Below are 21640 nucleotides of genomic sequence, written 5' to 3' on the forward strand. Positions count from 1 at the left end.
TCATGCCGGAAAATGGCGACAGGGACATATTGGAACGGATAGCCGGGGCGCTTGAACGCATTGCGCCGCCAGCCGCCAGTCCGGTCGATCTGTCATCGGGCGATGCCTTTCTGTGGGACGGGCGCGACCTCAAGATGATTGCCCCTTTCAACCCGACCGACATTGATCTCCTCACCGGTATTGACCCGCAAAAGTCGCGGGTACTGGACAATAGCAGCCGCCATGCGAAAGGCCATGCCGCGCATGATGTCCTGCTCTGGGGGTCGCGCGGTATGGGCAAATCGGCACTCGCCAAATCGGTGGTGCGGACGTTGCAGGTGCAAGGCGAAGATATTGCTCTGATCGAGGTGCCATCGGATCATCTGGAGACACTGCCAGCGCTGTTCGGGCTACTCGCCTCGACCAAACGCCGATTCATAATATTCATCGACGATATCGGATTTTCCGAAGGCAGCAGCGAACCGCGTACATTGCGCTCAATGCTGGAAGGCGGGGCGAGCCAGCGGCCCGCCAACGTCCGCCTGTATGTCACTTCCAACCGCCGTCACATCGTATCGCGCCAGATGAGCGAGCAGGATGATCCGGTCAACCCGCGCGACGCGGTCGATGACCAGCTGGCTTTGTCCGATCGCTTCGGCTTGCGGCTGGGTTTCCATGCAGCATCACAGGATGATTATCTGACGATCATCACCAGATATGCCGCAGCCCATGGCCTGACGTTCGAGCGCGAAGACGCGCTTCTATGGGCCAAACAGCGTGGCAGCCGTTCGGGCCGAGTGGCGTGGCAATATATTGTTGAACTGGCCGGACGCGCGGACAAGTTTCTGGCTTAGGTCTATTTGTCTGCCGCGGCAGGAGCTTTGGCAGCACCCTTGCGTGAAACACGCCAGATGATTCCACCAACATCGTCGCTGACCAGTAGAGCGCCGGTCTGGTCAAAGGCGACCATTGCCGGACGGCCGCGTGCCAGTTCCTCTTCATCGGTAAATCCGCTGAGGATCGTGACCGGCTTGCCCTCGGGCTCTCCGCGCTGGTTGAAGTTCACATAGACCACATCATAGCCGGACAGCGGCTGGCGGTTCCACGAACCGTGCCGCGCGATCACCGCGCCGGTGGCAAAAGGTTTACCGAGCGCCTGACCATGTGAAAATGCGAGACCCAGCGGTGCGACATGCGCACCAAGCCCATAATCCGGGCGCCGTTCATATTGGCGGTGGTCGAGATTTTTCTCGGTTCGCGGATCGACATAACCGCCCCAGAAATGCCAGGGCCAGCCATAATGCGCGCCCCAGCGCACTTCGGTGAGATAGTCCGGAACCATGTCGCTGCCGAGCATATCGCGCTCGTTGACAACGGTGTAGAATTTGTCGGTTCCCGGAAGATAGGCCATGCCGACCGGATTGCGCATACCGGCAGCGTAGATCGACTTTTTGTTGGTCGCGAGTTCGACCTGCAATATCGAGGCACGCTCTTTTTCCGTCTCCATGCCATTTTCGCCGATATTACTGTTCGAACCGACCGAAATATAGAGATGATTGCCGTCTTTGCTGGCGAGCAGACCACGGGTCCAATGGTTATTGGGCTGTTTGGCATTCAAATTGGCAACCTTGCGGCCTTCAGCCGTAATTTTCGTATCGCCTTCAGCATAGGGATAGGCGTAAACTGCGTCGGTATTGGCGATGTACAGCGTATCGTCGATCAGCTCGATTCCGAATGGCGAGTTGAGATTTTCGAGGAAAGTGAATTTCTCGTCGACCTGGCCATCCTTGTCACTGTCGCGCAACAGCATGATCCGGTTTGCCGATTCGGTACCAGCGCCGGCCTTGCTCATCAGATTGCGCATTACCCAGCCTTCGATTCCCTTGTTCGTCCGCGGCGGGCTATTGGTTTCAGCCACCAGAAGATCGCCATTGGGCAAACGGAACATGCTCCGAGGATGATCAAGGCCTTCGGCGAAGCGCTCAACCACAAACCCCTCGGCTGCAATCGGTCCTTCTCCTGCACCCCATGGCTCGGCTTTCGCGATATTGATTGTCGGAAAACTTTCCGAGCGGACATCCGTCAGCGCCGGTTCCACCCCTGTCGTCGCATCCAGTGGCAAGCGGGCTGTATCGCCACGCATGAAATAATATCCTGCACCTACACCGAGGATGATAAGCAGAATCGCGACATTTCTGATATGTTTCAACATGACGCGATATTAGATGGCGTCAAAGGTCCTGACAAGCGCGCTCTGTTATGCGTCGCGACCTCTCCACCAGATTACCAGCGCGACTAGAGCGCCGAGCCCCAGTCCGGCCAACAGACCGGCTGAAGGCTGTCCCATATAGCCGCCGGCAAACACGCCGACCATGGCACCGATCGCAATGAAGACGCCGCCGCCGTTCCGGTTGACGGGCCGATCATTGGAAGATTTGGAAGCATGTTTTGAGGGGTCAAGGTTCATGCAAAAAGCCCTAACCGACGATACGTCCCATGACCAGAGATTCTCCTCCAACTTATAGTCACCTTGTCGTTAACCCTAGGTTTTGAAGATATTTCCACTGGTCGATTGTAGGACCCGAGGTTCAAACCGGAGGCAGGGTCGCTTCCCGACTAAGGAGCCTTGGATGCAATTGCCCGTGTTTATAGAATCCACTCACTATAATGATGCCGAATTGCTGATCTCCAACTATGGCAGCGAAGCCGGGCTGGAGGCCGCCAACCGCGCGGACAAAAGCCGTTTACTCGGAAACCATCTGCATTATTGCAAATGGCGGCAAGTGGAGCGGCTATGCATTTTACTTTCCATCGACCAGTCGATTGGCACGGTCCATTAAATTAGCGGTCGGGCCATTAAACTAACGATCGGGATCGCAGACGATCTCGGCGGCGCCATCGGTTCGCACAGTACAATTGGGTTTACCGTCGATCATGATTCGACCGGTGCCACTATTGGTAATTATGGCGTTGCGCATGACCTTCATTCTGCTGCTGGCTGGCCCGCGCTGAACCAGCGTTAGCTTTTCGGCGGCAAGGTCCGGGCTTTCAAATATGCTGGCCCCCTGCAGTTCGACCCGGGCATCGCGCACCTTGCCGGCCATGGTTACCTGACCGCCGCCGGTCATCGCCACGTCCAGCCGGTCGGCATCGACCGCATCTATCTGCAATGTGCCAAAACCGCCGAGACGCACGCGAGGGGTGCGACCGGACAATTTATCGAGTGTCACCCGTCCTGATCCCAGATGCGAGATATCGCTGATCGCATAGCTGCTGAGATAAACAGTGACCGGAGCGTCCGCTTCATAATTGTCGCCACTGAGCGATTTGGCCTGCACCGAGACGGTCAGCTGCTTGCCGTTTCTCTGCAGCGAAACCCGGTCCAGAAGCTCTCTGGTCTCCCCTTCCGCCCGGGCCGACGCACCTTTGCCCGACGTCAGCACCACATCGACGCCATTGCCGATGCGGATGTCTTCGAATCCGAAGATGGAAAATTTGCGTTCGGCAGCCTGGGCAGCTGATGAAAGCAGCAGTGTTGCGGATAACAGGAAGATTGAAATCTTTCTCATATCGGTCGGGCCTCGCCAAATTCCATCCAGCCGAGCCAGCGCGGCGTTTTCGGTGCATAATGGCCCCCATTTGCGACCAATTCATACCCATTTGCTGCAATTAGGTCCGAAACCGGTCGATGCAGGTGGCAACCGCCGGCAATATGTTTCCACACCGGCTCGATCCGCCGTTGCCATTTTTCCGGTCCCTTGTCGGGAGCACGGCCATGTTCGAGAAACAGGATTTTCCCGCCAGGCTTCAGCACCCGGCGCATTTCCGAAAGCACCTGCTTGCCATCCTGCACCGAGCAAAGCGTGAAGGTGGTCAGGACAGTGTCGAAGCTAGCATCGGCAAAAGGCATGGCTTCACCGATGCCGTCATGAATCTCCATCTCGAATCCGCGATCACGCGCCTCTTTTCGCGTATAGTCGAGCAATTCCGCCGACGGGTCGAGGCCGGTCAGTTTCGTGACCTTCGACCGGTCGTAAAATTGCAGATTGATCCCGCCACCGCAGCCGAGTTCGAGCACATCGCCATCGGCTTTTGGCACGATTTGGCTGCGATCTTTCATCACCGCAGGTTGCGAACATGCTGTGCGGATCAGTTTCGGAACCGCGTATTTTTCCCAGAGATTTGCCATCACCGGAGAATCTGCCACATGCGCGGCAGAACGCCAAGCGATTTCAGCATGTTGGTCCGGAGCTTAGCCGCAGGTAATATCGCCAGACCCCATTGCCCGCGACTTGCACTTCGCTTTGCCGTGAATGCGGACATCACCGGAGCCCATGACCTTTGCGTCAACCGAACCGTCGGACGACAGTTCGACATCACCGCTGCCCGCCACCGATATGCTGGCGCTGGCGGCCTTCAGATCCTTGCCGCTGATATCGCCCGAACCGGCAATCGATATGTCGACTGATTCGGTTGTACCGGCAAGGGTCAGATTCCCCGATCCGGCAATTTTGGAGCTTAACGACGGCGTTTCGATATTGGCTACCCGGATATTGCCCGAACCGGCGATGCTCAATTGGGTCGAGTCGGTGGTCATCGCGTCGATTTCCATATTGCCCGAACCGGCGAGCTTGGCGCTCTTCAGCGACGGCGCGCTGATATAGATCGTGGCCTCGCCGCTATCGCCCCAGGATTTGCCATCGCTGTCCCGGCCAATTTTGATCTCGTCACCGGATATTTTATAGCGCAACTGCTCGATCGCCTCGGAGTCGCCTTCAGCCCGGATCGAAAATTCCTCACCGGTTGTGAATATAATATTATCGGGACCGGCAAGCGTGACGCCCGCGAAGGTACCCGGGTTGCTGGCGCTGCTCCCGATGGGACTGCCGTCAGAAAAACTGCTTGTGGTGCCGGTTGCCGCTTCGCCGACGGCATCGGCGATCGAGCCCTCGCAAGCCGCGAGCGCCAATAGCGGTACCAAAAATATTATGCTTTTCATCCATGCCTCCATTACTGTATTAATTAACTAATACACTTATATTCGGCAAGGATCAACTGAAAAATTGGTCTCTTCCGGACATGAAAAAAGGGCTGCCACATTGCTGCGGCAGCCCTTTGAGAATTTCGACGAACGCCGGAACCTTATCGATTAATCTTCTTTCACTTCATAATATTGCGGTGCAGCAATATTGAGAATTTCGAGAATCTTGGTCAGAGCCGTCGGCTCATCGGTTTCTTCCATCGCCGCCAGTTCGCGAGCGAGACGGCTCGATGCCGCTTCAAAAATCTGTCGTTCGGAATAGCTTTGCTCCGGCTGGTCATCGGCACGAAACAGATCGCGGGTCACTTCGGCAATCGATACCAGATCGCCCGAGTTGATCTTCGCTTCATATTCCTGTGCCCGGCGCGACCACATCGACCGCTTGACCTTGGGCTTGGCTTTGAGTGTTTCCATGGCTTCGCGGAGCGTCTTGTCCGAAGACAATTTGCGCATTCCTACGCCTTCCGCCTTGTTGGTCGGAACCCGCAAGGTCATTCGTTCCTTTTCAAAGCGCAAAACATATAGCTCGAGTTGCATGCCTGCAATTTCTTCATTTTGCAGTTCGACAACCCGGCCAACGCCATGTTTCGGATAAACAACATAATCGCCCACATCAAAGGACAGCACATTCGCAGCCATAAAAAGCCTTTCTTGAATCAATGGAAAAGAACGCTGGTCACGTTCCAAATTCGTAATTACGAAACAACCCTTTCGTACATATAGTTAACCACTGAAGATCATCCAAGCATCAGATGTTCAGCCGATTATCGCTATTGTGTAGCAGATTCGTATCAAAAAAGCAATTTTTCGTTGCATTGCACAACGTATCATGACCGGAATCGCCGATATCAGGTCACCGATTGCCGGGATTTTATTGCTTCAGCGTGATAATATCGGCTGAATTCAAGATATTATCCGAAGTTAATCGCCCTCGCCCGGTTTCTCGGAGAAGAAGGCTTCAAACTTGCCTTCCATGCCCTTGAACTCGTCGGCATCGGCAGGCGGCTCACGGCTGACCGTGATATTCGGCCATTCTTCGGAATATTTGGTGTTAACCTCAAGCCATTTTTCAAGGCCGTCCTCGGTGTCAGGAAGAATCGCTTCAGCCGGGCATTCGGGTTCACAAACGCCGCAATCGATACATTCGCTGGGGTTGATGACCAGCATATTATCGCCTTCGTAAAAGCAATCCACCGGACAGACTTCGACACAGTCCATATATTTGCATTTGATGCAGGCTTCGGTAACAACATAAGTCATCTGGTCGTGAACTCCCCAATACCAGGCTGCCATTTCAGGGCAATAATTCAACCCTGCTATTGTGCAATTTCTGGCACGTCAACAGTTGGTTTGACGGCTAATTCAATTGCCAGTCTGCAATTTTTCATAGCAGGATTGCGCCAGCGCGAGATTAGCCCGCCGTTCCGGTAGCGATAATATGCGCACCACGTACACTTCGCGGCCCTGCGGTACAGTCAGTATATCGTTTTGCCGCACCTTGACATGACCCCGTTCGATCCGCCGTCCGTTCAACCGGACATGGCCTTTTTCCGCAAGTTTGCGCGCCATCATCCGGTTATGGGCAAAATGCAGGAACCAGAGTAGCTTGTCGATCCGCAACGCCGGAAGCGCTGCGGGGATGCGATCCGCTGGCCTGCCGTTCAAGCCCGCATCCTATTTTTTCATGCTGTCCCGGAGTGCAGCCAGTTCGGCAAAGGCACCGCCAGCAGTAGCGAGAACGGGTTCTGCCTTGCGCTTGGCAGGCGCACCCTTGGTGTGTTTGTTCGGTTTTTCGCGCGTCTTGAACTGGTTTGGATTCTTTTTCCGCGCCATGCCCTTCCAGCGCCAATATTGCGGGGCCACCGCCGGTGTTTCGGGAGCGGGCACATCCTCTGCTGCAGCTGCAGCCGCTTCGCTGGCGACATCAGAAGCACTATCCTCTGGAGCGCTATCCAATGTGATAGGTGCTTCGGATGTAAGCGGTGTTTCGGACACTGGTGCCGGTTCGGCGGCCTGCGATGCCGGGCTATCCTCGGTGACGGGTGGTGCAGCCGGTTCCGTCTTGTCAGCGGTTTTGACGAATCCTGCCAGAGCGAGCAGCGCTTCGTGGCAGTTTTTCGAAAGACCCAGCGATGTCGCCAAGGCCGGATCAATGGCAAATATGGCGCCCTGTTGCCGGGCCTCGTGGGCTTGTTTTATCAACCGTTCGACCATGTCGACACGGACATATTCATCGCCGATCTTGCGGAAGCCGAGTCGCGAGGCGTGACCGGCGGAAGCGAACGTGCCTTGCTTGAGATGGACCGCATTGTCCGGCGCCTGTTCCAGCATCGGCTCGGCGTCATGGGCCGCGAACAAAGCCGTCCGCCAGAGCACTGCCCCAGGTTTCATCAGCGCATGATGGAAAATATCCAGCGCGCCGAATACCAGACCGGCGCGGCGGGCATGACCGCGCATATCATTATCGAGCGCGCGAATCGCCTGGTCGATCTCTCGCCGGGACAATATCCCGCCGGCATCGACAATCTGCGCGAACAGGGCGCGAACCGCCGCAGGCGTTTCCGGCTCATTGGCCAGCGCATCAATTTTCACCAGCCCCTGCAGATGCTTGTCCTTCATCGCATCGACCCAGAGTTTGACACGGTCGATCACCTTCTGGCTGGCTTCGGGTGCCATATCCTTGATCGAGCGGTCGAATTTAATTTCCGGCTGCAAGAGATTCTTGCCCTTGGCGAAGACCGCAAGCCGGCTGTCGCCCCAGAGAATAGCGGGCTGGCCCGCCGCGTCGGGGACCAGCGTCAACACGCTGTCGGGTGCCTTGGCAAGAGCGTCTGCATTTTCCGTCATAATCCGTCCCAAATATCTTTCTGCCGCCGCAAGCAGCATTTTGCGGTCCTCACTCCGGCTATCGGAAGGTACGACAAATTGGAAGCCCTTGAGTGTTCCTATTTCCTGTCCCTCGACCAGCACCATGCCATCATCATCTATCGCAACATCCTGCGACAGCGAATCTTTCAGCAGACCGCGCATCAATATCCGCGTTCTTTTGTCGACAAAACGCTGGGTCAGCTGGCTGTGCATCGCGTCGCTTAAGCGCGATTCCAGCGCGCGGGTGCGCTCGACCATCGCCTCCGGCTGCTCGACCCAGCGGGATTTTTGCGCGATATAGCTCCAGCTGCGAGCCGCCGCGATTCGCGCGCCCAGTGTCGCGATATCACCCTGAAAATTTTCCAGCCGGGATATTTCCTGTGCCATCCGGGCGTGGGGTATTCTGCCCGATCCACTCGCGAGATGCGGCCAGAGCGAGGCGACAAAACGCGCCTGATGGTCTGCGCCGACCTTGCGGAAATCGGGGATGCAGGCGGCCTCCCAGAGCAAGCGCACCATGGCGGGCGAGTCGGCGTAACGGGATACCGCCGGATCTTGCGCCAGCTTTTTCAAAACCGCGAGATCGACGGCTTCCGGCGCGGCATGCAAACGCTGGCGCTGCGGTTTTTCTTCAAGCGAGCGGATCAGGCCGTCGACCGAACCAAAAGTGGGTTCGGCATTGCGCCAGTAAAGCCACTCCAGCTTGGGGAAACGATGCGATTCGAGACGCTCGATATCTTCGGCCTGCAATTCGTCAGACGAGGCCAGTCCGGACAATACGCCGAAGCTTCCGTCCTTCTGATGGCGTCCGGCACGTCCGGCAATCTGCCCGATTTCTGCCAGGGTCAGCCGCCGCCTGCGGCGACCGTCAAATTTCCGCAGCGCCGCAAAGGCGACATGGGTGACATCGAGATTCAGTCCCATGCCGATTGCGTCGGTGGCGACCAGATAATCGACCTCGCCATCCTGATACATTTTGACCTGCGCGTTGCGGGTTTGCGGCGACAGCGATCCCATGACGATCGCAGCGCCACCATGCTGACGCCGGAGCATCTCGGCAATCGCGTAGACATCCTCGAGCGAGAAAGCGACGATCGCCGAACGGCGCGGCAGCCGGGAGAGCTTGCGCGGGCCCGCGTAGCTCAAAGTTGAAAAGCGCGGGCGGGTGACAATCTCGGCGTCGGGAATCAAGGATTCGATCAGCGGCCGCAGGCTTTCCGATCCGAGGATCATGGTTTCCTCGCGGCCACGGGCGTGGAGCATCCGGTCGGTGAATATATGCCCACGCTCGGGATCGATACCGATCTGCCCTTCGTCGATGGCGACAAAAGCAAATTCGCGGTCCATCGGCATGGCCTCGGCCGTGCACAGATACCATTGCGCATCTTTCGGGATGATCTTTTCTTCGCCGGTCACCAGCGCTACCCGGTTGACGCCCTTTAGCGCGACGACACGGTCATAGACTTCCCGCGCCAGCAACCTGAGCGGGAACCCGATCATCCCGCTGGAATGGGCACACATGCGCTCTATGGCAAGATGGGTTTTGCCGGTATTGGTCGGGCCGAGAACGGCGACAAGAGACGACTGGGCTAACCGGGACATTGCCCGTACAACAGCCGATCGGGCACAGAGTTGCAAGGGGCTTGCAACAAAAAGATTCAGCTGCTGACCGGATAGCCGTGATTTTACACGTTTCGCCGCATGTAAACCGCCTGCGCTGCGGGTTAATTTGACTTTAACCAAGTTCCTGCACAGAGGTTGCTCATATATAAGATGCAAGGCTATATTGTATCGCCAAGGGGTTCGTTTGTTCAAGAGTATCGACGATATCGACATGCAAGTTCAGGGGTCTGCGACCATCGCAGCCAATCCTCTTCTGTCGTCATTGCCCCCATTGAATTCTTTCCGGGAAAAAGTCGGCGAATGGCGTGAATCTTTGGCCGAAGTCGACTGGGTGCCAGACCTGGGCGTGGATATCGGCAGCCCGGCATGGTTTCGCGGTCTTGTAACCCTTGTAGCCTTGAGCGGTTTCGCGATCAGCGCCCTTCCCGACTTCGGTCCGATTGCCGGTCATCGCGCCGACCCGCTGAGCGGCTATCGCGCCGACCAGGCCCGTTCACAAATGATTGCGCCACTGGCTTATGGTTCCGATACCGGCATCAGAATGGCCGCAACCGACGCGGTACGCCCGCTGGCGGAAAGCCCCGAACGGCCCTCGATCGAGCTGGTCGCTACGCTAGGCCGCGGCGACAGTCTGCGCCGGGTGCTGCAACGTGCCGGCGTGGCCAGCGATGAAGCCGCCGAAGCCAATGACCTGATCAGCGGTGCGGTTTCGCTCGGCGATATCAAGCCGGGCACCAAGATCGACGTCATACTCGGTCGCCGGCCGGCGAAAAATCAGGCGCGGCCACTGGACCAGCTGGCATTTCGTGCACGCTTTGACCTGAATCTTGAGGTGCTGCGCGACGGAAGCCGGCTGAAGCTCAACCGCAAGCCGATTCTGGTCGACGACACCCCGTTGCGGATCAAGGGCGTTGTCGGCTCCAGCCTTTACCGGTCCGCGCGTGCTGCGGGCGCGCCGTCCGACGCGGTGCAGAAATATCTGCAGATCATTGGTTCGAAAATGTCTGTCTCGCGCGATATTCGCAGCACCGACGAATTTGATATCATTCTGTCCTATCGCCGCGCCGAAACCGGCGAGGTTGAAGTGGGCGACCTGATGTATGCCGGCCTCGAACGCGACGGAAAACCAAAAGCCCAGATGCTGAAATGGCAGAGCGGCGGCCGGACCAACTGGTTTGAAGCATCGGGCGTCGGCCAATCCAATGGTGAACTGGCGCGGCCGACCAACGGACGGATCACATCCAACTACGGCAAACGCCGCCATCCGATCTTGCGCTACACGCGCATGCACAGCGGTACCGATTTCGGTGGCGGCTATGGCGCACCCATATATGCCGTCAGCGACGGCACAGTCGTCCACGCCGGGCGCAAGGGCGGTTTCGGCAATTATGTCCGGATCCAACATAGCGGCGGGCTGGCTTCCGGCTATGGCCATATGAGCCGGATCGCGGTGAGCAACGGACGCCGCGTGCGCAAGGGCCAGATTATCGGCTATATCGGATCGACGGGCCTGTCGACCGGACCGCATCTCCATTATGAACTATATCGTGGCGGCCGCACGATCAATCCGCTGTCGGTCAAATTTGTCGAACGCGCGCAATTGGGCGGGCAGGAACTGCGCCGCTTCAAGGGCGAGCTGGAAAAACTGAAACGTGTCGAGCCGGGTGCCGCATTGGGCACGCTGAAAAGTGTCTCGGCGCAAGCGGAACCCGAACGCGAGATTAACCGGCTCAACAAGCCGCTCACAAGCTAGGGTAGCGCTCAGCCTGCAAACAGTTTCACAGAAGAGTTGAGCGGCGCAGTCGGCTCCGCTAAGCACTGTCCATGACACAACAAGCCGCTTTCCCGCACACCCGTTTGCGCCGCACGCGCACCCATAGCTGGAGCAGGGACATGGTCCGGGAGACGCATCTTGCGCCATCCGATCTGATCTGGCCGCTGTTCATCACCGAAGGCACAGGCGTGGAAGAGCCGATCGCGGCCCTCCCCGGCGTTTCACGCTGGTCGGTCGACGGCATCGTCGAGCGGGCACGCGAAGCGCGTGACCTTGGCATCCCCTGCCTTGCCCTGTTTCCCAACACGCCGGCAGAGAAGCGCAGCGATGACGGGAAAGAATCCCTCAATCCCGACAATCTGATGTGCCGGGCCACCAAAGCGGTGAAAGATGCGCTGGGCAACGATATAGGCATATTGACCGATGTCGCGCTTGATCCATATACCAGCCACGGCCAGGACGGGCTGATCGACGATAATGGCTATGTCGAAAATGACCGCACACTCGATATACTGACCAAACAGGCGCTGAACCAGGCCAATGCCGGAGCCGATATCATAGCGCCGTCCGATATGATGGATGGCCGGATCGGCGCGATCCGCAACGTGCTCGAACTCGCGCATCATCATAATATCCAGATCATGGCGTATTCCGCCAAATATGCGAGCGCCTTTTACGGGCCGTTCCGCGATGCGGTCGGTTCGGGCGGGCTGCTAAAGGGCGACAAGAAAACCTACCAGATGGATCCGGCCAATAGCGATGAAGCGATTCGCGAGATCGCCTTTGATATTGGCGAGGGCGCCGACAGCGTGATGGTCAAGCCGGGCCTCGCCTATCTCGACATCATCTATCGTGCGAAATCGGAATTTAACGTGCCGGTATTCGCCTATCAGGTGTCCGGCGAATATGCGCTGGTCAAGGTCGGCGCGGCGGCGGGAGTCGGCGACCATGACGCGCTGATGATGGAGAAACTGATCGCCTTCAAGCGCGCCGGATGCTCCGGCATACTCACCTATTTTGCGGCCGATGCCGCTCGCTTGCTCCATGGCTGATAAAGCCACCGATATTGTTCTGGAAACCGAACGGCTGTTCCTGCGCAAGTGGCGGCAAAGCGATATCGAGCCGTTTATGCAACATCTCAACACTCGTAATGTGATGCGCTGGCTGGGCGGCGTGCAGGACCGGGAGAAATTCGATGCCGCGATCGAACGACTGGAAGGCTATGACCGCGACTTCGGTCACACATTCTGGATTGTCGAGCGCAAGTCCGATGGAGAAATTCTGGGATTTTGCGGCCTGAAGCGGGTCAACGCACCGCAACCCAAATTGACCGGCGCCCATGAAATAGGCTGGCGGTTGCGCGAAGACGTCTGGGGCAAGGGCTATGCCAAGGAAGCAGCGACGGCCTGTATGGATGCCGCCTTCAGCCGCTGGAATGCGCCCTATGTTGTGGCTCTGACGGTCGCCGGCAACGAACCCAGCTGGGGCCTGATGAAGCGACTCGGGATGCGCCACCATCCCGAACTGGATTTTCACGATCCCAATTATGGCGAAGATCTCAATCCGACCATTGTTTATAAAATCGAAGCTGATGTCTGGAACTCGAAAGCATGACCAATCCTTTAATCCTGCCGTTCAATGGCAAGACACCCAAAATTCACCCCAGCGCCTTCATCGCGCCGGGCTGCAAGATCATCGGCGATGTCGAAATCGGCCCCGAATCGAGCGTCTGGTATAATTGCGTGATTCGCGCCGACGTGAATTTCATCCGGATCGGTGCACGCAGCAACATCCAGGACGGCACCACCATCCACTGCGACAGCGCCACACCGGCGACCCCCAACGGCAATCCGACGATCATCGGCGACGATGTATTGGTCGGTCATATGGTGATGCTGCACGGCGCGACGCTGGAAGACCGGGCCTTTGTCGGCCTGAGCACGACGGTCATGGACGGCTGCGTGATCGAGGGCGACGCGATGCTTGCCGCGGGGGCCACACTGACCCCGAACAAACGCATTCCCTCGGGTCAGCTATGGGCCGGATCGCCGGCCAAATATATGCGCGACCTTACCGAACCGGCGATTGCCGGCATGCGCATGGGCGTCGCTCATTATGTCGAGAATGCCAAGGCGCACAAGGCGGCCATCGACGCCCTGGGCTAGCGCAATCGGCTTGTCATCGCGTCCATGTCGGTCTGCTGACGGGCCACTTGTGCCTGCACGGCGTTCCGCTGCCCGGCAATGATATCGGTTCCGCCGGTTTGCCCTTCGGCCGATTCGCGTTCGAGCTGGGTCCGGTAAAGCGCGTCAATATCCGCCAAGGCTTCGACCGAAGGACTGCGCAGCATTTCGAGCGCAGCCAGCTCCATATGCGCGGCGACCCATGATTCGCTGGACACCGCTGCATTGCGCGCAGCATCCACACGTTTTTTTACGCCCGGAAGTTTCGCCTGAAATTGTTTATGCGCGGCGGCGCTTTTCGTCACGGCTGCATTGAGATTGCTTTGCAGCTCTGCAGGCAGGGAGACCGTTATCGGGGCGGGAACCGCCGATTCGTCCACCACCGCTACGTCTTCATAAGGGCGCTTCTGAAGCGACGGAAAATCGCCCTGCTGCATCGCGCAACCGGACAGCGTAACGGTGACGATAGCCACCAAAGCGGGGAGTTTTTTCATTGCTCAGTCTTTAGGATAGGCTTATCCGGTCTGCAACGGCGAATATCCAAGGATGGAGTGGAGCATTGCCGGGTCTCGTGAATAGCCAAAATCGCCTTAAGCCGGTTGACAGCACCAGCCTCATCGGTTAGCTGGCCACTCTTTCCAGCGTGGGCCGAAAGACTCGCGTTGACGTGCTTGTGCGCTGGAACCATAAATTTGAAACGGAAAAATAGCCATGTTCGCAATTGTGCGCACCGGCGGCAAACAATATCGGGTTGCCGCAGGAGATATTATCGCAGTCGAAAAATTAGCTGGTGAAGCTGGTGATTCGATAACTCTGGACGACGTTTTGCTGGCCGGAGACGGTGGCGACATGAAGGACCTTAAGGGTCTGACCGTTGCGGCTGAAATTATCGCCCAGGAAAAAGGCGAGAAGGTCATCATCTTCAAAAAACGCCGCCGGCATAATTATCGCCGCAAAAACGGCCATCGCCAGCAGCATACAGTGCTGAAGATCAGCGCGATCGGTTCTGAAAAGGCTCCGGCAAAGGCTGCTCCGAAAAAGGAAGCTGCTCCAGCTGCCGAGAAACCAGCCGCTGAAGCGAAAGCTGCTCCGGCCGAAAAAGCACCAGCGAAAAAAGCTGCTGCGAAAACCGAAACAAAACCAGCTGCAGCCAAGAAGGCTCCAGCGAAGAAGCCAGCAGCCAAAAAGCCGGCTGCGAAGAAAGAGGACTAAACCATGGCACATAAAAAAGCAGGTGGTTCATCCCGCAACGGACGCGACTCAGCAGGTCGTCGTCTGGGCGTAAAAAAATTCGGCAGCGAAGCTGTTGTCGCCGGTAATATTATCATCCGCCAGCGCGGAACCCAGACCCATGCGGGTCGCAATGTCGGTATGGGCAAGGATCATACCCTGTTTGCGCTCGTTGATGGTAAAGTGGAATTCCACAAGGGCAAGCTCGGTCGCAAATATGTGTCCGTTGACCTCATGGCGGAAGCCGCAGAATAACCGGATAATCGATAAAGGGTTATCCTCCAGCAGGATGACCCGGCAGGTTCCAAGGAACCACCAATTTCAGGGAGAGGGTCATCCTCTCCCTTTTTTTGTCTCTCCCTGTCATAACGTCACGGTCTTGTAACGGTGACCCGCTAGCGGGCTAATCCATCAAGGCAGGGGCGGCACGTGCATGATGATGGAGAGTCCCGATGTTTTCTGTAACACCAAGATTGCTGTTAAGACCCGGCTGGCCCGAGGATATCGATACGCTGTTCGCAGCGATCAATGATGAATCGCTTGTCCGCAATCTGGCACGCGCGCCTTGGCCCTACACGCGCGATGATGCCGCACAATTTCTCGCCACCCCCCGGCCTATGCTGCAGCCCAATTTCCTGATCTTTCGTCGCGATGGTCAAACACCACGTTTTCTCGGCTGTATCGGCTTCGGAGACGATGGCTATGGACATATCGAACTGGGATACTGGATCGCCCGGGAACATTGGGGTCGTGGCTATGCGACCGAGGCCGGCCGCGCGGTTCTCGACATTGCCAGGACGCTTGGCCATCCGGAAATGCAGGCCGAGCATTTTGCCGACAACCCCGCTTCGGGAAAGGTGCTGAGGAAACTGGGTTTCAGGCCGACCGGCCGGACCACTTCGCGTTTTTCAAAAGGGCGGGGCCAGGAAGCCGATGCCGTACAATTCACACTTTCGCTGTCGGAAGATGATTCTGCGGACGATGTGATGCGAGACCTTGCGGCGTGATGTGATTCTCAGGCAACTTTCTTCAAAGGCTCGGGGTTGCGCCGGTCGTCCAATGCAGAGATCTCGGCCGAATCGGTCTCCGCAACCATGATCGCGGCTTCATATTCGCTCTCCGCGAGCCGGATGAGATCGCGGTCATCAATATCCCACGGGTGAAAGCCCGGTTTGAAAAATTGCATCAAGGGCCAGAGCGTCCGCCGGAAAGGCGCCGGGCCAACCAGCGCATAATGCGCCAGTCCGGTCCACGCGCGGAACCCGGATATGCCATCTTGCCGTAGCAGGTCGATCACACCTTTTGTCCGGTTGATTGTAAAGCCGAGAGTGATTTTGGCCATGAACAGGCTGCGAACAAACCAGCGCTTGAGCGGATTCCACTCTCTGGTCACATAGAGCCAGGTATCATAAGCCACACCCTTATGCTCGACCTCTTCAGAAGCATGCCAGAGCCAGAGGTTGCGCTGATGTTCGTCGGCATTTTCAAAATGCTTCGGGTTGGCGATCACCTCCGCCGCCAATATTGCGGTGATATGCTCGATACACATGGTCGCGACGAGATGGGATATCTCCGGTCTGACCCGGATACCATTCACTACGTCAGCGATGGTTTGTTCCAGCCGTGAAATATCCAGATCACAGTCTGTCAGATGCTGGTTGAAGCAATGATGCTCGCGGCTATGGGTCGCCTCTTGCTGGATGAAAGCGCGGATTTCACCCTGCAATTTTGCCGGCACCCGGTTGCGGAATTTCCTGAGCGACTCGATGAAAAAGGTCTCGCCTTTCGGGAAGGTCACCGACAGGGCATTGAAAAAGGCCGAAGCGAAAGGATCGCCACCAATCCAGCGGCGGCGTTCGATCGATTCGCTGGCAAAATAGCGGTTACGGGATTTGATATGGAGATCGTCAGGCGTCGCGCTCTTATATCCATGATCGGACTTATGCGCATGATCGGGTTCGGTCGCCGCTCCGGCGATGGATAGTTTCCTGCCCATTTTTTTCGTATACCTTCCTGAAATTCAATATCAACGCGACCGCTTTTGGTTAAGCGTTTTGTAGATAAGGAAGGTTAAGGATCCGCGTGGCAACATGCTTAAAATGCTTGGTTTACAATTCGTTATCACGATGAAAACCGGCGGAATTTCGGGTTTTCCGCAAGGTGGCGTTTGAAATATTCTGGTTTATTTGCGCCGGTAGCGGAAATACCAGACATCATGACCCTGACGGCGTGCCTTGGCTTCGTAGCGCGTCTCCGGCCAGCCGCCGGGGCGGATCATCCAGTCTTCCGGACTTTCGCACAGCCAGTCAAATTCGTCGCGCTGGTTCATGATCATGCAGGCCCATTCCAGATAGACCGGATGATCGGTGCCGAAACGGAATTCCCCGCCCGGTTTCAGCTTCTGCGCGATCAGGCCGATCGGGCCATGATTCATGAAACGCCGTTTGGCGTGGCGCGCCTTCGGCCAGGGATCGGGATGCAGTAGATAGACGAAGCTCAGCGAACCGTCGGGGATCCGTTCGAGCACGTCGAGCGCATTGCCCATATGCAGGCGAACATTGCCCAGATGGCCGTCACGGATATGCTGCAATGCGCCAACCACGCCGTTGAGATAGGGCTCGCAGCCGATAAAGCCGTGATCGGGCAGCATGTCGGCGCGCGCGGCAAGATGTTCCCCGGCGCCAAAGCCGATTTCAAAATGCAGCGGACGGTCGCCGCCGAACAGCGACTTGGCCGATACAGGCCCCTCCACCGGCACCGCGATTTGCGGCAGCAGCTTTTCAACCAGTCCGACCTGCTGATCGCGCAGGGCATGGCCCTGCCGCCTGCCGTATAGCTGACGAATGGTGGTGGGATCACCTTCTTTGGAAACGGTCATCCTTTGAAAACTTCTACTGGCAAGATCGTCCTCAGATTGCGGCTTTCAGTGCATCTACCAGATCGGTTTTCTCCCAAGTGAAGAAATCCCCGTCTGCCTTGCGTCCGAAATGGCCATAAGCGGCCGTCGGGCTATATATCGGCTTGTTCAGACCAAGGTGGGTACGAATGCCTTTTGGTGTGAGCCGCACCAGCTGCGGCAATATTTCTTCCAGTCGCTCTTCGCTCACCTTGCCGGTACCATGCAGGTCGACGTTGATCGACAATGGCTCGGCAACACCGATCGCATAAGACAGCTGGATCGCGCAGCGCTTGGCGAGACCGGCGGCGACGATATTTTTCGCCAGATAGCGCGTGATATAGGCTGCCGAGCGATCGACCTTGGTCGGATCCTTGCCGGAGAAAGCACCGCCGCCATGGGGGCTGGCACCGCCATAAGTGTCAACGATGATCTTGCGTCCGGTGAGACCGGCGTCGCCGTCGGGGCCACCAATTTCAAAGCGACCGGTCGGGTTGACGTGAATCACCGTTTTGTCGGTGATAAAGCCCTCGGGTAGCACCTTGTGGAACACGCCCATCACATAGTCGCGCAATTCCTCGTAAAGCGCAGGATTGTCGCTATCCTTGTAATAGCCCGGCGCGTGCTGCGTCGAAACCACCAGAGCAACGGCTTCGACCGGTACTTCGTTGACATAGCGCAGGGTCACCTGGCTCTTGCTGTCAGGCTCGAGGAACGGGGCTGCGCCGCTGTGACGATCCTTGGCCATCTGTTTCAATATCTCGTGCGAATATTGCAGTGTCGCCGGCATCAGATCCGGAGTTTCATCACTGGCATAGCCGAACATGATGCCCTGGTCGCCGGCGCCCTCGTCCTTGTTCCCGCTTTCGTCCACGCCCTGCGCGATATGCGCCGATTGCGGGTGCAGATAATTTTCGAAGGTCAGATTCTGCCAGTGAAACCCGTCCTGCTCATAGCCGATTTTCTTCACGGTCTCGCGGACAACGGTCTGGATTTCCTCCTGCGCGCCCGGCGCCCAGTTGCCGTCGGTATCAATCATCCCCGAACCGCGCACTTCTCCTGCAAGAATGACCCGGTCGGTGGTAGTCATGGTTTCGCAGGCAACCCGTGCTTCAGGGTCTTTCGAAAGAAACAGATCGACGATCGCATCAGAAATCTGGTCCGATACTTTGTCGGGATGGCCTTCAGAGACCGATTCGGAGGTGAAGATAAATTCTGAACGCATGGCAAAATCCTGATTTTGGGCCGAAACAACATCAGCTTTAGGGACATAAGGAAATGTTTATATGTGCTTTAACGACCGCGCACGCGGATAGCAATGGCAGATAGCAGCAAAAGCAGCGCCAGACCGAGCGACAGGATGTTGCCGTACCGCGCAAATAATGTGGGCGCTTTGGCCTGCGGCAAGCGGCTATCGATCCGGCCGGCCTGCCCCATCGGTACGCTGGCTCTGACCGTTCCGTTCGCGTCAATCACTGCCGATATGCCGGTCGGCGTGGAACGGATCACCGGCAGCCCTTCTTCGATCGCCCGCAAACGCGCCTGAGCCAGATGCTGCGGCGGCCCCCAGTTGCCGAACCAGGCATCGTTGGACGGATTAAAAATGAAATCCGGGCGATTGTCGCGGTCAACGACCTGACCGGAAAAAATAATCTCGTAACAGACCTGCAGACCGGCCTTGCCAAACTTGCCAAGATCGAGCGAACGGGCACCGGGGCCCGGCCAGAAGTCAAAATCTCCGGGCGCCAGTCGCGACAGGCCGATAGCGGACAACAGCGGTCGCATCGGAAGATATTCGCCATAAGGTACAAGATGGGACTTGTCGTAGCGCCCGATCAACTCATGCTCGGAATCCATGGCAAAGACACTGTTGCGGGCGCCGATCGCGCGGCCCTCCGCTTCGTCAAATTCGAGCTTGAGCGCACCCAGTACCAGCATATCGCCGGGCTTCATCAATCCGCCGAGCTGCTGACGGACAAATTCCGGCGGACGGCCATAATAATAGCGCGCCGGATAGCCGGTTTCCAGATAGTCCGGGATCGCTGCTTCCGGCCAAAAGATAATCCGCGGGCTATCGTCTTTCCGTAATGTCAGTTCAGCCAGCTTTGCGAGATTCTGCTCTTCATAGCCGGCTTTCCATTTGTCCTGCTGGCCGATATTGGGCTGAACCACGGTAATCAGAGGTTGGTCTGATGAGATTTGCGTCGTCTGATGATGCGGGATCAAAGCAAGCCCCGCAAAGATGGCGATCAACGGAAAGCCGGGTTTCCACCTTTTCTGGCACAGCAGCCAAAGGCCACCGGCCCCGCCAAACAGCAGCGCGGACATACCATAAGATCCGACAAACATGCTGAAATCCGCCATCCGGCCAACCGGCAGAGCAACCGCACCCAGCGGACTCCAGATAAATCCGCTGAAGACCCAGCTTCTGAGCCATTCCGTGATGATCCACATCCCGGCCATAGCCAACACCAGTGTCCCGGGCCTGCCCTTGCCAATCCAATAAGCGCCCAAGGCAGCCAGCGCAGGAAAAACTGCGAGATAGAGCGACAGCAGCACCACAGCGATATAGCCGAGCCATTCGGGCATCGCGGCCTGGAAGGTAAAAGCCTTGGCGATCCAGTTCAGGCCAATGATGAAATGACCCAAGCCGAACAGCCAGCCGGTTAGAAAGGCGGCTTTTCGGCTTTGCGCCTGCATCACTGTCGCCATCCACAAGGCCAGCATCAGAAGCGTTAGCGGCCACAGGTTGAGCGGCGCGAAACCGGTTGCGCTGATCCCGCCAGCGACAAGCGCAATGGCGTAGGGATGGCGAGCTATCATGTGCTGGATTTTTATCACCCGCGGCTTTTGCCGTGTTCGCGTTCACCATTCAATTGCTAATTGCCGCAACCGGCATTTGCTTGCTATTGTCGGCCCATGAATATCATTCCCCTTCTCATGCTCGTCCTGTCGCAACCGGCAGCCGACCCGCCCGAACCGCTCAACGAAAGCCAGCGGCGTGACCTGTCCTGTGTTGCCGTGCTCGCGATCATCGCTTCGGAACAGGAGCGCGGCATGGCGAGCGCATTCGATTATCCGTTGCTGACCGAACGCGGTGCGACCTATGCCGGTCTGGTCGGAAAGCGGATCATGGATGAAACCGGAAGAACGAAGGAGCAGGTCCGCGAGGATATTCTGGCGGCACTGGCGGCCGAGCAAACTCTGGGAAAAAATGCCGCGGATCCCGATGAAGTGGTCCGGCGTGAAATGACAACTTGCCTGCCTTTGCTCGATGCCGCGGTTCCGCCCAAGCCCAAACCCGATTTGAGCCAGTGCGCCGGAATGTTGCAACTGGCCTATGAAGAAGTCCACGACCGGGAGGGTCTGTCCAAGACCGCGCAGGATTTGAAGACTCTGGCTGCTGTTCTGGACAGCCGCGCCCGCGACAAGATGCGCGCCGAAGGCCTGAGCGGTCAGGAAAGCGATATATTGCTCACCCAAAGCCGGGAGGTGCTACTGGCCGACGCCAAGCAAAAAGCAGCATTGGGTCAGGGTTCCGATCTTGACATCGAACATTGCTTCACGCTTGCCGCGCCCGAAGATAAAGGCAAACAATATGAACATTGAAGCGAACACGCCGCTACGGCCATTCCATCTCGCATTTCCGGTACGCGATCTCGAGGAAGCGCGAAAATTTTACGGCGGCCTGCTTGGTTGTGACGAAGGCCGCAGTGACCAGCACTGGATTGATTTCAGCCTGTTCGGGCACCAGATTGTTACCCATCTGGACGAGCATCATGATAACCGTCAGCTGATCAACCCGGTCGATGGCGAACAGGTGCCGGTTCCGCATTTTGGCGTAGTCTTGACGATGTCCGGGTGGCAGGCGCTGGCTGACCGTCTAACCGCAGCTGGTATCGCCTTTGTCATCGCACCGACGATCCGTTTCAAGGGACAGACTGGCGAACAGGCAACAATGTTTTTTCATGATCCCAGCGGCAATGCACTCGAGTTCAAAGCCTTTGCCAGCGACGATCAACTGTTCGCCAAGGATTGACCTGACC

25 protein-coding genes are annotated in these 21640 nt (G+C 57.2%); 11 read left to right on the forward strand and 14 right to left on the reverse strand.

From position 1 onward, the window contains the following. Positions 1 to 2 precede the first annotated feature (2 nt). The gene (locus tag AAC060_RS09435; protein ID WP_339825379.1) at positions 3 to 833 is read left to right on the forward strand and encodes an ATP-binding protein; all 831 of its coding nucleotides are present in this window, start codon (positions 3 to 5) and stop codon (positions 831 to 833) included. A 2-nt stretch (positions 834 to 835) separates the two neighbouring features. Here the strand turns inward: AAC060_RS09435 and AAC060_RS09440 are convergent, their stop codons facing one another. Beyond that, positions 836 to 2191, reverse strand: a complete 1356-nt coding sequence (locus AAC060_RS09440; RefSeq protein WP_339825381.1) for a sorbosone dehydrogenase family protein — start codon at positions 2189 to 2191, stop codon at positions 836 to 838. Between the two features lie 45 nt (positions 2192 to 2236). Next, positions 2237 to 2446 carry a hypothetical protein gene (locus AAC060_RS09445; RefSeq protein ID WP_339825383.1) on the reverse strand — a complete coding sequence of 70 codons (210 nt, stop codon included), beginning with the start codon at positions 2444 to 2446 and terminating at the stop codon, positions 2237 to 2239. Positions 2447 to 2609: 163 nt separating this feature from the next. On the opposite strand from AAC060_RS09445, the gene AAC060_RS09450 reads away from it, so the two are divergent. Next, entirely contained in the window at positions 2610 to 2819 is a 210-nt protein-coding gene (locus AAC060_RS09450) for a hypothetical protein (protein WP_339825385.1), read from the forward strand. 21 nt (positions 2820 to 2840) lie between these two features. On the opposite strand, the gene AAC060_RS09455 is transcribed toward AAC060_RS09450, so the two are convergent. The 7 genes from AAC060_RS09455 to AAC060_RS09485 all read right to left on the reverse strand — a co-directional run bounded on the left by AAC060_RS09455 (position 2841) and on the right by AAC060_RS09485 (position 9490). Next, positions 2841 to 3548: a DUF2807 domain-containing protein gene (locus AAC060_RS09455; protein WP_339825387.1), complete on the reverse strand. Its 708-nt coding sequence runs from the start codon at positions 3546 to 3548 to the stop codon at positions 2841 to 2843. Next, the gene (locus tag AAC060_RS09460) at positions 3545 to 4168 is read right to left on the reverse strand and encodes a class I SAM-dependent methyltransferase (RefSeq protein ID WP_339825559.1); all 624 of its coding nucleotides are present in this window, start codon (positions 4166 to 4168) and stop codon (positions 3545 to 3547) included. The genes AAC060_RS09455 and AAC060_RS09460 overlap by 4 nt, the downstream gene beginning before the upstream one ends. Positions 4169 to 4231: 63 nt before the next feature. After that, positions 4232 to 4978 carry a head GIN domain-containing protein gene (locus AAC060_RS09465; RefSeq protein ID WP_339825389.1) on the reverse strand — a complete coding sequence of 249 codons (747 nt, stop codon included), beginning with the start codon at positions 4976 to 4978 and terminating at the stop codon, positions 4232 to 4234. Positions 4979 to 5128: 150 nt separating this feature from the next. Beyond that, positions 5129 to 5659 (reverse strand): CarD family transcriptional regulator, encoded by a 531-nt coding sequence (locus tag AAC060_RS09470; RefSeq protein WP_339825391.1) that lies wholly within the window; start codon positions 5657 to 5659, stop codon positions 5129 to 5131. 282 nt (positions 5660 to 5941) lie between these two features. Next, positions 5942 to 6280 carry a ferredoxin FdxA gene (gene fdxA / locus AAC060_RS09475; protein WP_339689368.1) on the reverse strand — a complete coding sequence of 113 codons (339 nt, stop codon included), beginning with the start codon at positions 6278 to 6280 and terminating at the stop codon, positions 5942 to 5944. A 102-nt stretch (positions 6281 to 6382) separates the two neighbouring features. Beyond that, positions 6383 to 6685 carry a S4 domain-containing protein gene (locus AAC060_RS09480; RefSeq protein ID WP_339825393.1) on the reverse strand — a complete coding sequence of 101 codons (303 nt, stop codon included), beginning with the start codon at positions 6683 to 6685 and terminating at the stop codon, positions 6383 to 6385. Positions 6686 to 6694: 9 nt separating this feature from the next. Further along, positions 6695 to 9490, reverse strand: coding sequence for a helicase-related protein (locus tag AAC060_RS09485; RefSeq protein WP_339825396.1), 2796 nt, complete (start codon positions 9488 to 9490; stop codon positions 6695 to 6697). 205 nt (positions 9491 to 9695) lie between these two features. Between AAC060_RS09485 and AAC060_RS09490 the strand changes: the two genes are divergently transcribed. The 4 genes from AAC060_RS09490 to AAC060_RS09505 all read left to right on the forward strand — a co-directional run bounded on the left by AAC060_RS09490 (position 9696) and on the right by AAC060_RS09505 (position 13450). Continuing rightward, positions 9696 to 11264: a M23 family metallopeptidase gene (locus AAC060_RS09490; protein ID WP_339825398.1), complete on the forward strand. Its 1569-nt coding sequence runs from the start codon at positions 9696 to 9698 to the stop codon at positions 11262 to 11264. 71 nt (positions 11265 to 11335) lie between these two features. Beyond that, on the forward strand, positions 11336 to 12337 hold the full coding sequence (hemB, locus tag AAC060_RS09495; RefSeq protein ID WP_339825399.1) for a porphobilinogen synthase: 1002 nt from the start codon (positions 11336 to 11338) through the stop codon (positions 12335 to 12337). Further along, the gene (locus tag AAC060_RS09500) at positions 12330 to 12899 is read left to right on the forward strand and encodes a GNAT family N-acetyltransferase (protein WP_339825400.1); all 570 of its coding nucleotides are present in this window, start codon (positions 12330 to 12332) and stop codon (positions 12897 to 12899) included. Before hemB ends, AAC060_RS09500 begins: the two co-directional genes overlap by 8 nt. Further along, on the forward strand, positions 12896 to 13450 hold the full coding sequence (locus AAC060_RS09505) for a gamma carbonic anhydrase family protein (protein ID WP_339825402.1): 555 nt from the start codon (positions 12896 to 12898) through the stop codon (positions 13448 to 13450). The genes AAC060_RS09500 and AAC060_RS09505 overlap by 4 nt, the downstream gene beginning before the upstream one ends. On the opposite strand, the gene AAC060_RS09510 is transcribed toward AAC060_RS09505, so the two are convergent. Then, entirely contained in the window at positions 13447 to 13962 is a 516-nt protein-coding gene (locus AAC060_RS09510; RefSeq protein ID WP_339825405.1) for a hypothetical protein, read from the reverse strand. The genes AAC060_RS09505 and AAC060_RS09510 overlap by 4 nt on opposite strands. A gap of 217 nt (positions 13963 to 14179) precedes the next feature. Here AAC060_RS09510 and rplU point away from each other — a divergent pair, with 217 nt between their 5' ends. The 3 genes from rplU (at position 14180) to AAC060_RS09525 (ending at position 15705) form a co-directional block, all read left to right on the forward strand. After that, positions 14180 to 14680, forward strand: a complete 501-nt coding sequence (gene rplU / locus AAC060_RS09515; RefSeq protein WP_339825407.1) for a 50S ribosomal protein L21 — start codon at positions 14180 to 14182, stop codon at positions 14678 to 14680. Between the two features lie 3 nt (positions 14681 to 14683). Further along, on the forward strand, positions 14684 to 14953 hold the full coding sequence (gene rpmA, locus AAC060_RS09520) for a 50S ribosomal protein L27 (protein WP_067197476.1): 270 nt from the start codon (positions 14684 to 14686) through the stop codon (positions 14951 to 14953). A 197-nt stretch (positions 14954 to 15150) separates the two neighbouring features. Beyond that, positions 15151 to 15705, forward strand: coding sequence for a GNAT family N-acetyltransferase (locus AAC060_RS09525; protein ID WP_339825410.1), 555 nt, complete (start codon positions 15151 to 15153; stop codon positions 15703 to 15705). Between the two features lie 8 nt (positions 15706 to 15713). Here AAC060_RS09525 and AAC060_RS09530 read toward each other — a convergent pair whose 3' ends face one another. The 4 genes from AAC060_RS09530 to lnt form a co-directional block, all read right to left on the reverse strand. Continuing rightward, on the reverse strand, positions 15714 to 16694 hold the full coding sequence (locus AAC060_RS09530; RefSeq protein WP_339825411.1) for a metal-dependent hydrolase: 981 nt from the start codon (positions 16692 to 16694) through the stop codon (positions 15714 to 15716). A gap of 186 nt (positions 16695 to 16880) precedes the next feature. Beyond that, entirely contained in the window at positions 16881 to 17576 is a 696-nt protein-coding gene (locus tag AAC060_RS09535) for a tRNA (guanine(46)-N(7))-methyltransferase TrmB (RefSeq protein WP_339825412.1), read from the reverse strand. Between the two features lie 31 nt (positions 17577 to 17607). Then, positions 17608 to 18819 (reverse strand): methionine adenosyltransferase, encoded by a 1212-nt coding sequence (metK, locus tag AAC060_RS09540; RefSeq protein WP_339825413.1) that lies wholly within the window; start codon positions 18817 to 18819, stop codon positions 17608 to 17610. A gap of 68 nt (positions 18820 to 18887) precedes the next feature. Further along, positions 18888 to 20417 (reverse strand): apolipoprotein N-acyltransferase, encoded by a 1530-nt coding sequence (lnt, locus tag AAC060_RS09545; RefSeq protein ID WP_339825415.1) that lies wholly within the window; start codon positions 20415 to 20417, stop codon positions 18888 to 18890. Positions 20418 to 20513: 96 nt separating this feature from the next. On the opposite strand from lnt, the gene AAC060_RS09550 reads away from it, so the two are divergent. Together AAC060_RS09550 and AAC060_RS09555 are read left to right on the forward strand one after the other, a co-directional pair. Beyond that, positions 20514 to 21203 (forward strand): hypothetical protein, encoded by a 690-nt coding sequence (locus tag AAC060_RS09550; RefSeq protein WP_339825416.1) that lies wholly within the window; start codon positions 20514 to 20516, stop codon positions 21201 to 21203. Beyond that, complete coding sequence (locus tag AAC060_RS09555) at positions 21193 to 21633, forward strand: VOC family protein (RefSeq protein WP_339825417.1); 441 nt, start codon at positions 21193 to 21195, stop codon at positions 21631 to 21633. The genes AAC060_RS09550 and AAC060_RS09555 overlap by 11 nt, the downstream gene beginning before the upstream one ends. Positions 21634 to 21640: the final 7 nt, after the last annotated feature.

The sequence above is a fragment of the uncultured Parasphingorhabdus sp. genome (assembly GCF_963975555.1).
Taxonomy (GTDB): Bacteria; Pseudomonadota; Alphaproteobacteria; order Sphingomonadales; family Sphingomonadaceae; genus Parasphingorhabdus.

Bases quoted from the DNA above. Each gene is read 5' to 3' on its own strand.
- AAC060_RS09435 (WP_339825379.1), top strand. From the start codon at position 3: ATGCCGGAAAATGGCGACAGGGACATATTGGAACGGATAGCCGGGGCG.
- AAC060_RS09440 (WP_339825381.1), bottom strand. From the start codon at position 2,191: ATGTTGAAACATATCAGAAATGTCGCGATTCTGCTTATCATCCTCGGT.
- AAC060_RS09445 (WP_339825383.1), bottom strand. From the start codon at position 2,446: ATGAACCTTGACCCCTCAAAACATGCTTCCAAATCTTCCAATGATCGG.
- AAC060_RS09450 (WP_339825385.1), top strand. From the start codon at position 2,610: ATGCAATTGCCCGTGTTTATAGAATCCACTCACTATAATGATGCCGAA.
- AAC060_RS09455 (WP_339825387.1), bottom strand. From the start codon at position 3,548: ATGAGAAAGATTTCAATCTTCCTGTTATCCGCAACACTGCTGCTTTCA.
- AAC060_RS09460 (WP_339825559.1), bottom strand. From the start codon at position 4,168: ATGGCAAATCTCTGGGAAAAATACGCGGTTCCGAAACTGATCCGCACA.
- AAC060_RS09465 (WP_339825389.1), bottom strand. From the start codon at position 4,978: ATGAAAAGCATAATATTTTTGGTACCGCTATTGGCGCTCGCGGCTTGC.
- AAC060_RS09470 (WP_339825391.1), bottom strand. From the start codon at position 5,659: ATGGCTGCGAATGTGCTGTCCTTTGATGTGGGCGATTATGTTGTTTAT.
- fdxA (WP_339689368.1), bottom strand. From the start codon at position 6,280: ATGACTTATGTTGTTACCGAAGCCTGCATCAAATGCAAATATATGGAC.
- AAC060_RS09485 (WP_339825396.1), bottom strand. From the start codon at position 9,490: ATGTCCCGGTTAGCCCAGTCGTCTCTTGTCGCCGTTCTCGGCCCGACC.
- hemB (WP_339825399.1), top strand. From the start codon at position 11,336: ATGACACAACAAGCCGCTTTCCCGCACACCCGTTTGCGCCGCACGCGC.
- AAC060_RS09500 (WP_339825400.1), top strand. From the start codon at position 12,330: ATGGCTGATAAAGCCACCGATATTGTTCTGGAAACCGAACGGCTGTTC.
- AAC060_RS09505 (WP_339825402.1), top strand. From the start codon at position 12,896: ATGACCAATCCTTTAATCCTGCCGTTCAATGGCAAGACACCCAAAATT.
- AAC060_RS09510 (WP_339825405.1), bottom strand. From the start codon at position 13,962: ATGAAAAAACTCCCCGCTTTGGTGGCTATCGTCACCGTTACGCTGTCC.
- rplU (WP_339825407.1), top strand. From the start codon at position 14,180: ATGTTCGCAATTGTGCGCACCGGCGGCAAACAATATCGGGTTGCCGCA.
- rpmA (WP_067197476.1), top strand. From the start codon at position 14,684: ATGGCACATAAAAAAGCAGGTGGTTCATCCCGCAACGGACGCGACTCA.
- AAC060_RS09525 (WP_339825410.1), top strand. From the start codon at position 15,151: ATGTTTTCTGTAACACCAAGATTGCTGTTAAGACCCGGCTGGCCCGAG.
- AAC060_RS09530 (WP_339825411.1), bottom strand. From the start codon at position 16,694: ATGGGCAGGAAACTATCCATCGCCGGAGCGGCGACCGAACCCGATCAT.
- AAC060_RS09535 (WP_339825412.1), bottom strand. From the start codon at position 17,576: ATGACCGTTTCCAAAGAAGGTGATCCCACCACCATTCGTCAGCTATAC.
- metK (WP_339825413.1), bottom strand. From the start codon at position 18,819: ATGCGTTCAGAATTTATCTTCACCTCCGAATCGGTCTCTGAAGGCCAT.
- lnt (WP_339825415.1), bottom strand. From the start codon at position 20,417: ATGATAGCTCGCCATCCCTACGCCATTGCGCTTGTCGCTGGCGGGATC.
- AAC060_RS09550 (WP_339825416.1), top strand. From the start codon at position 20,514: ATGAATATCATTCCCCTTCTCATGCTCGTCCTGTCGCAACCGGCAGCC.
- AAC060_RS09555 (WP_339825417.1), top strand. From the start codon at position 21,193: ATGAACATTGAAGCGAACACGCCGCTACGGCCATTCCATCTCGCATTT.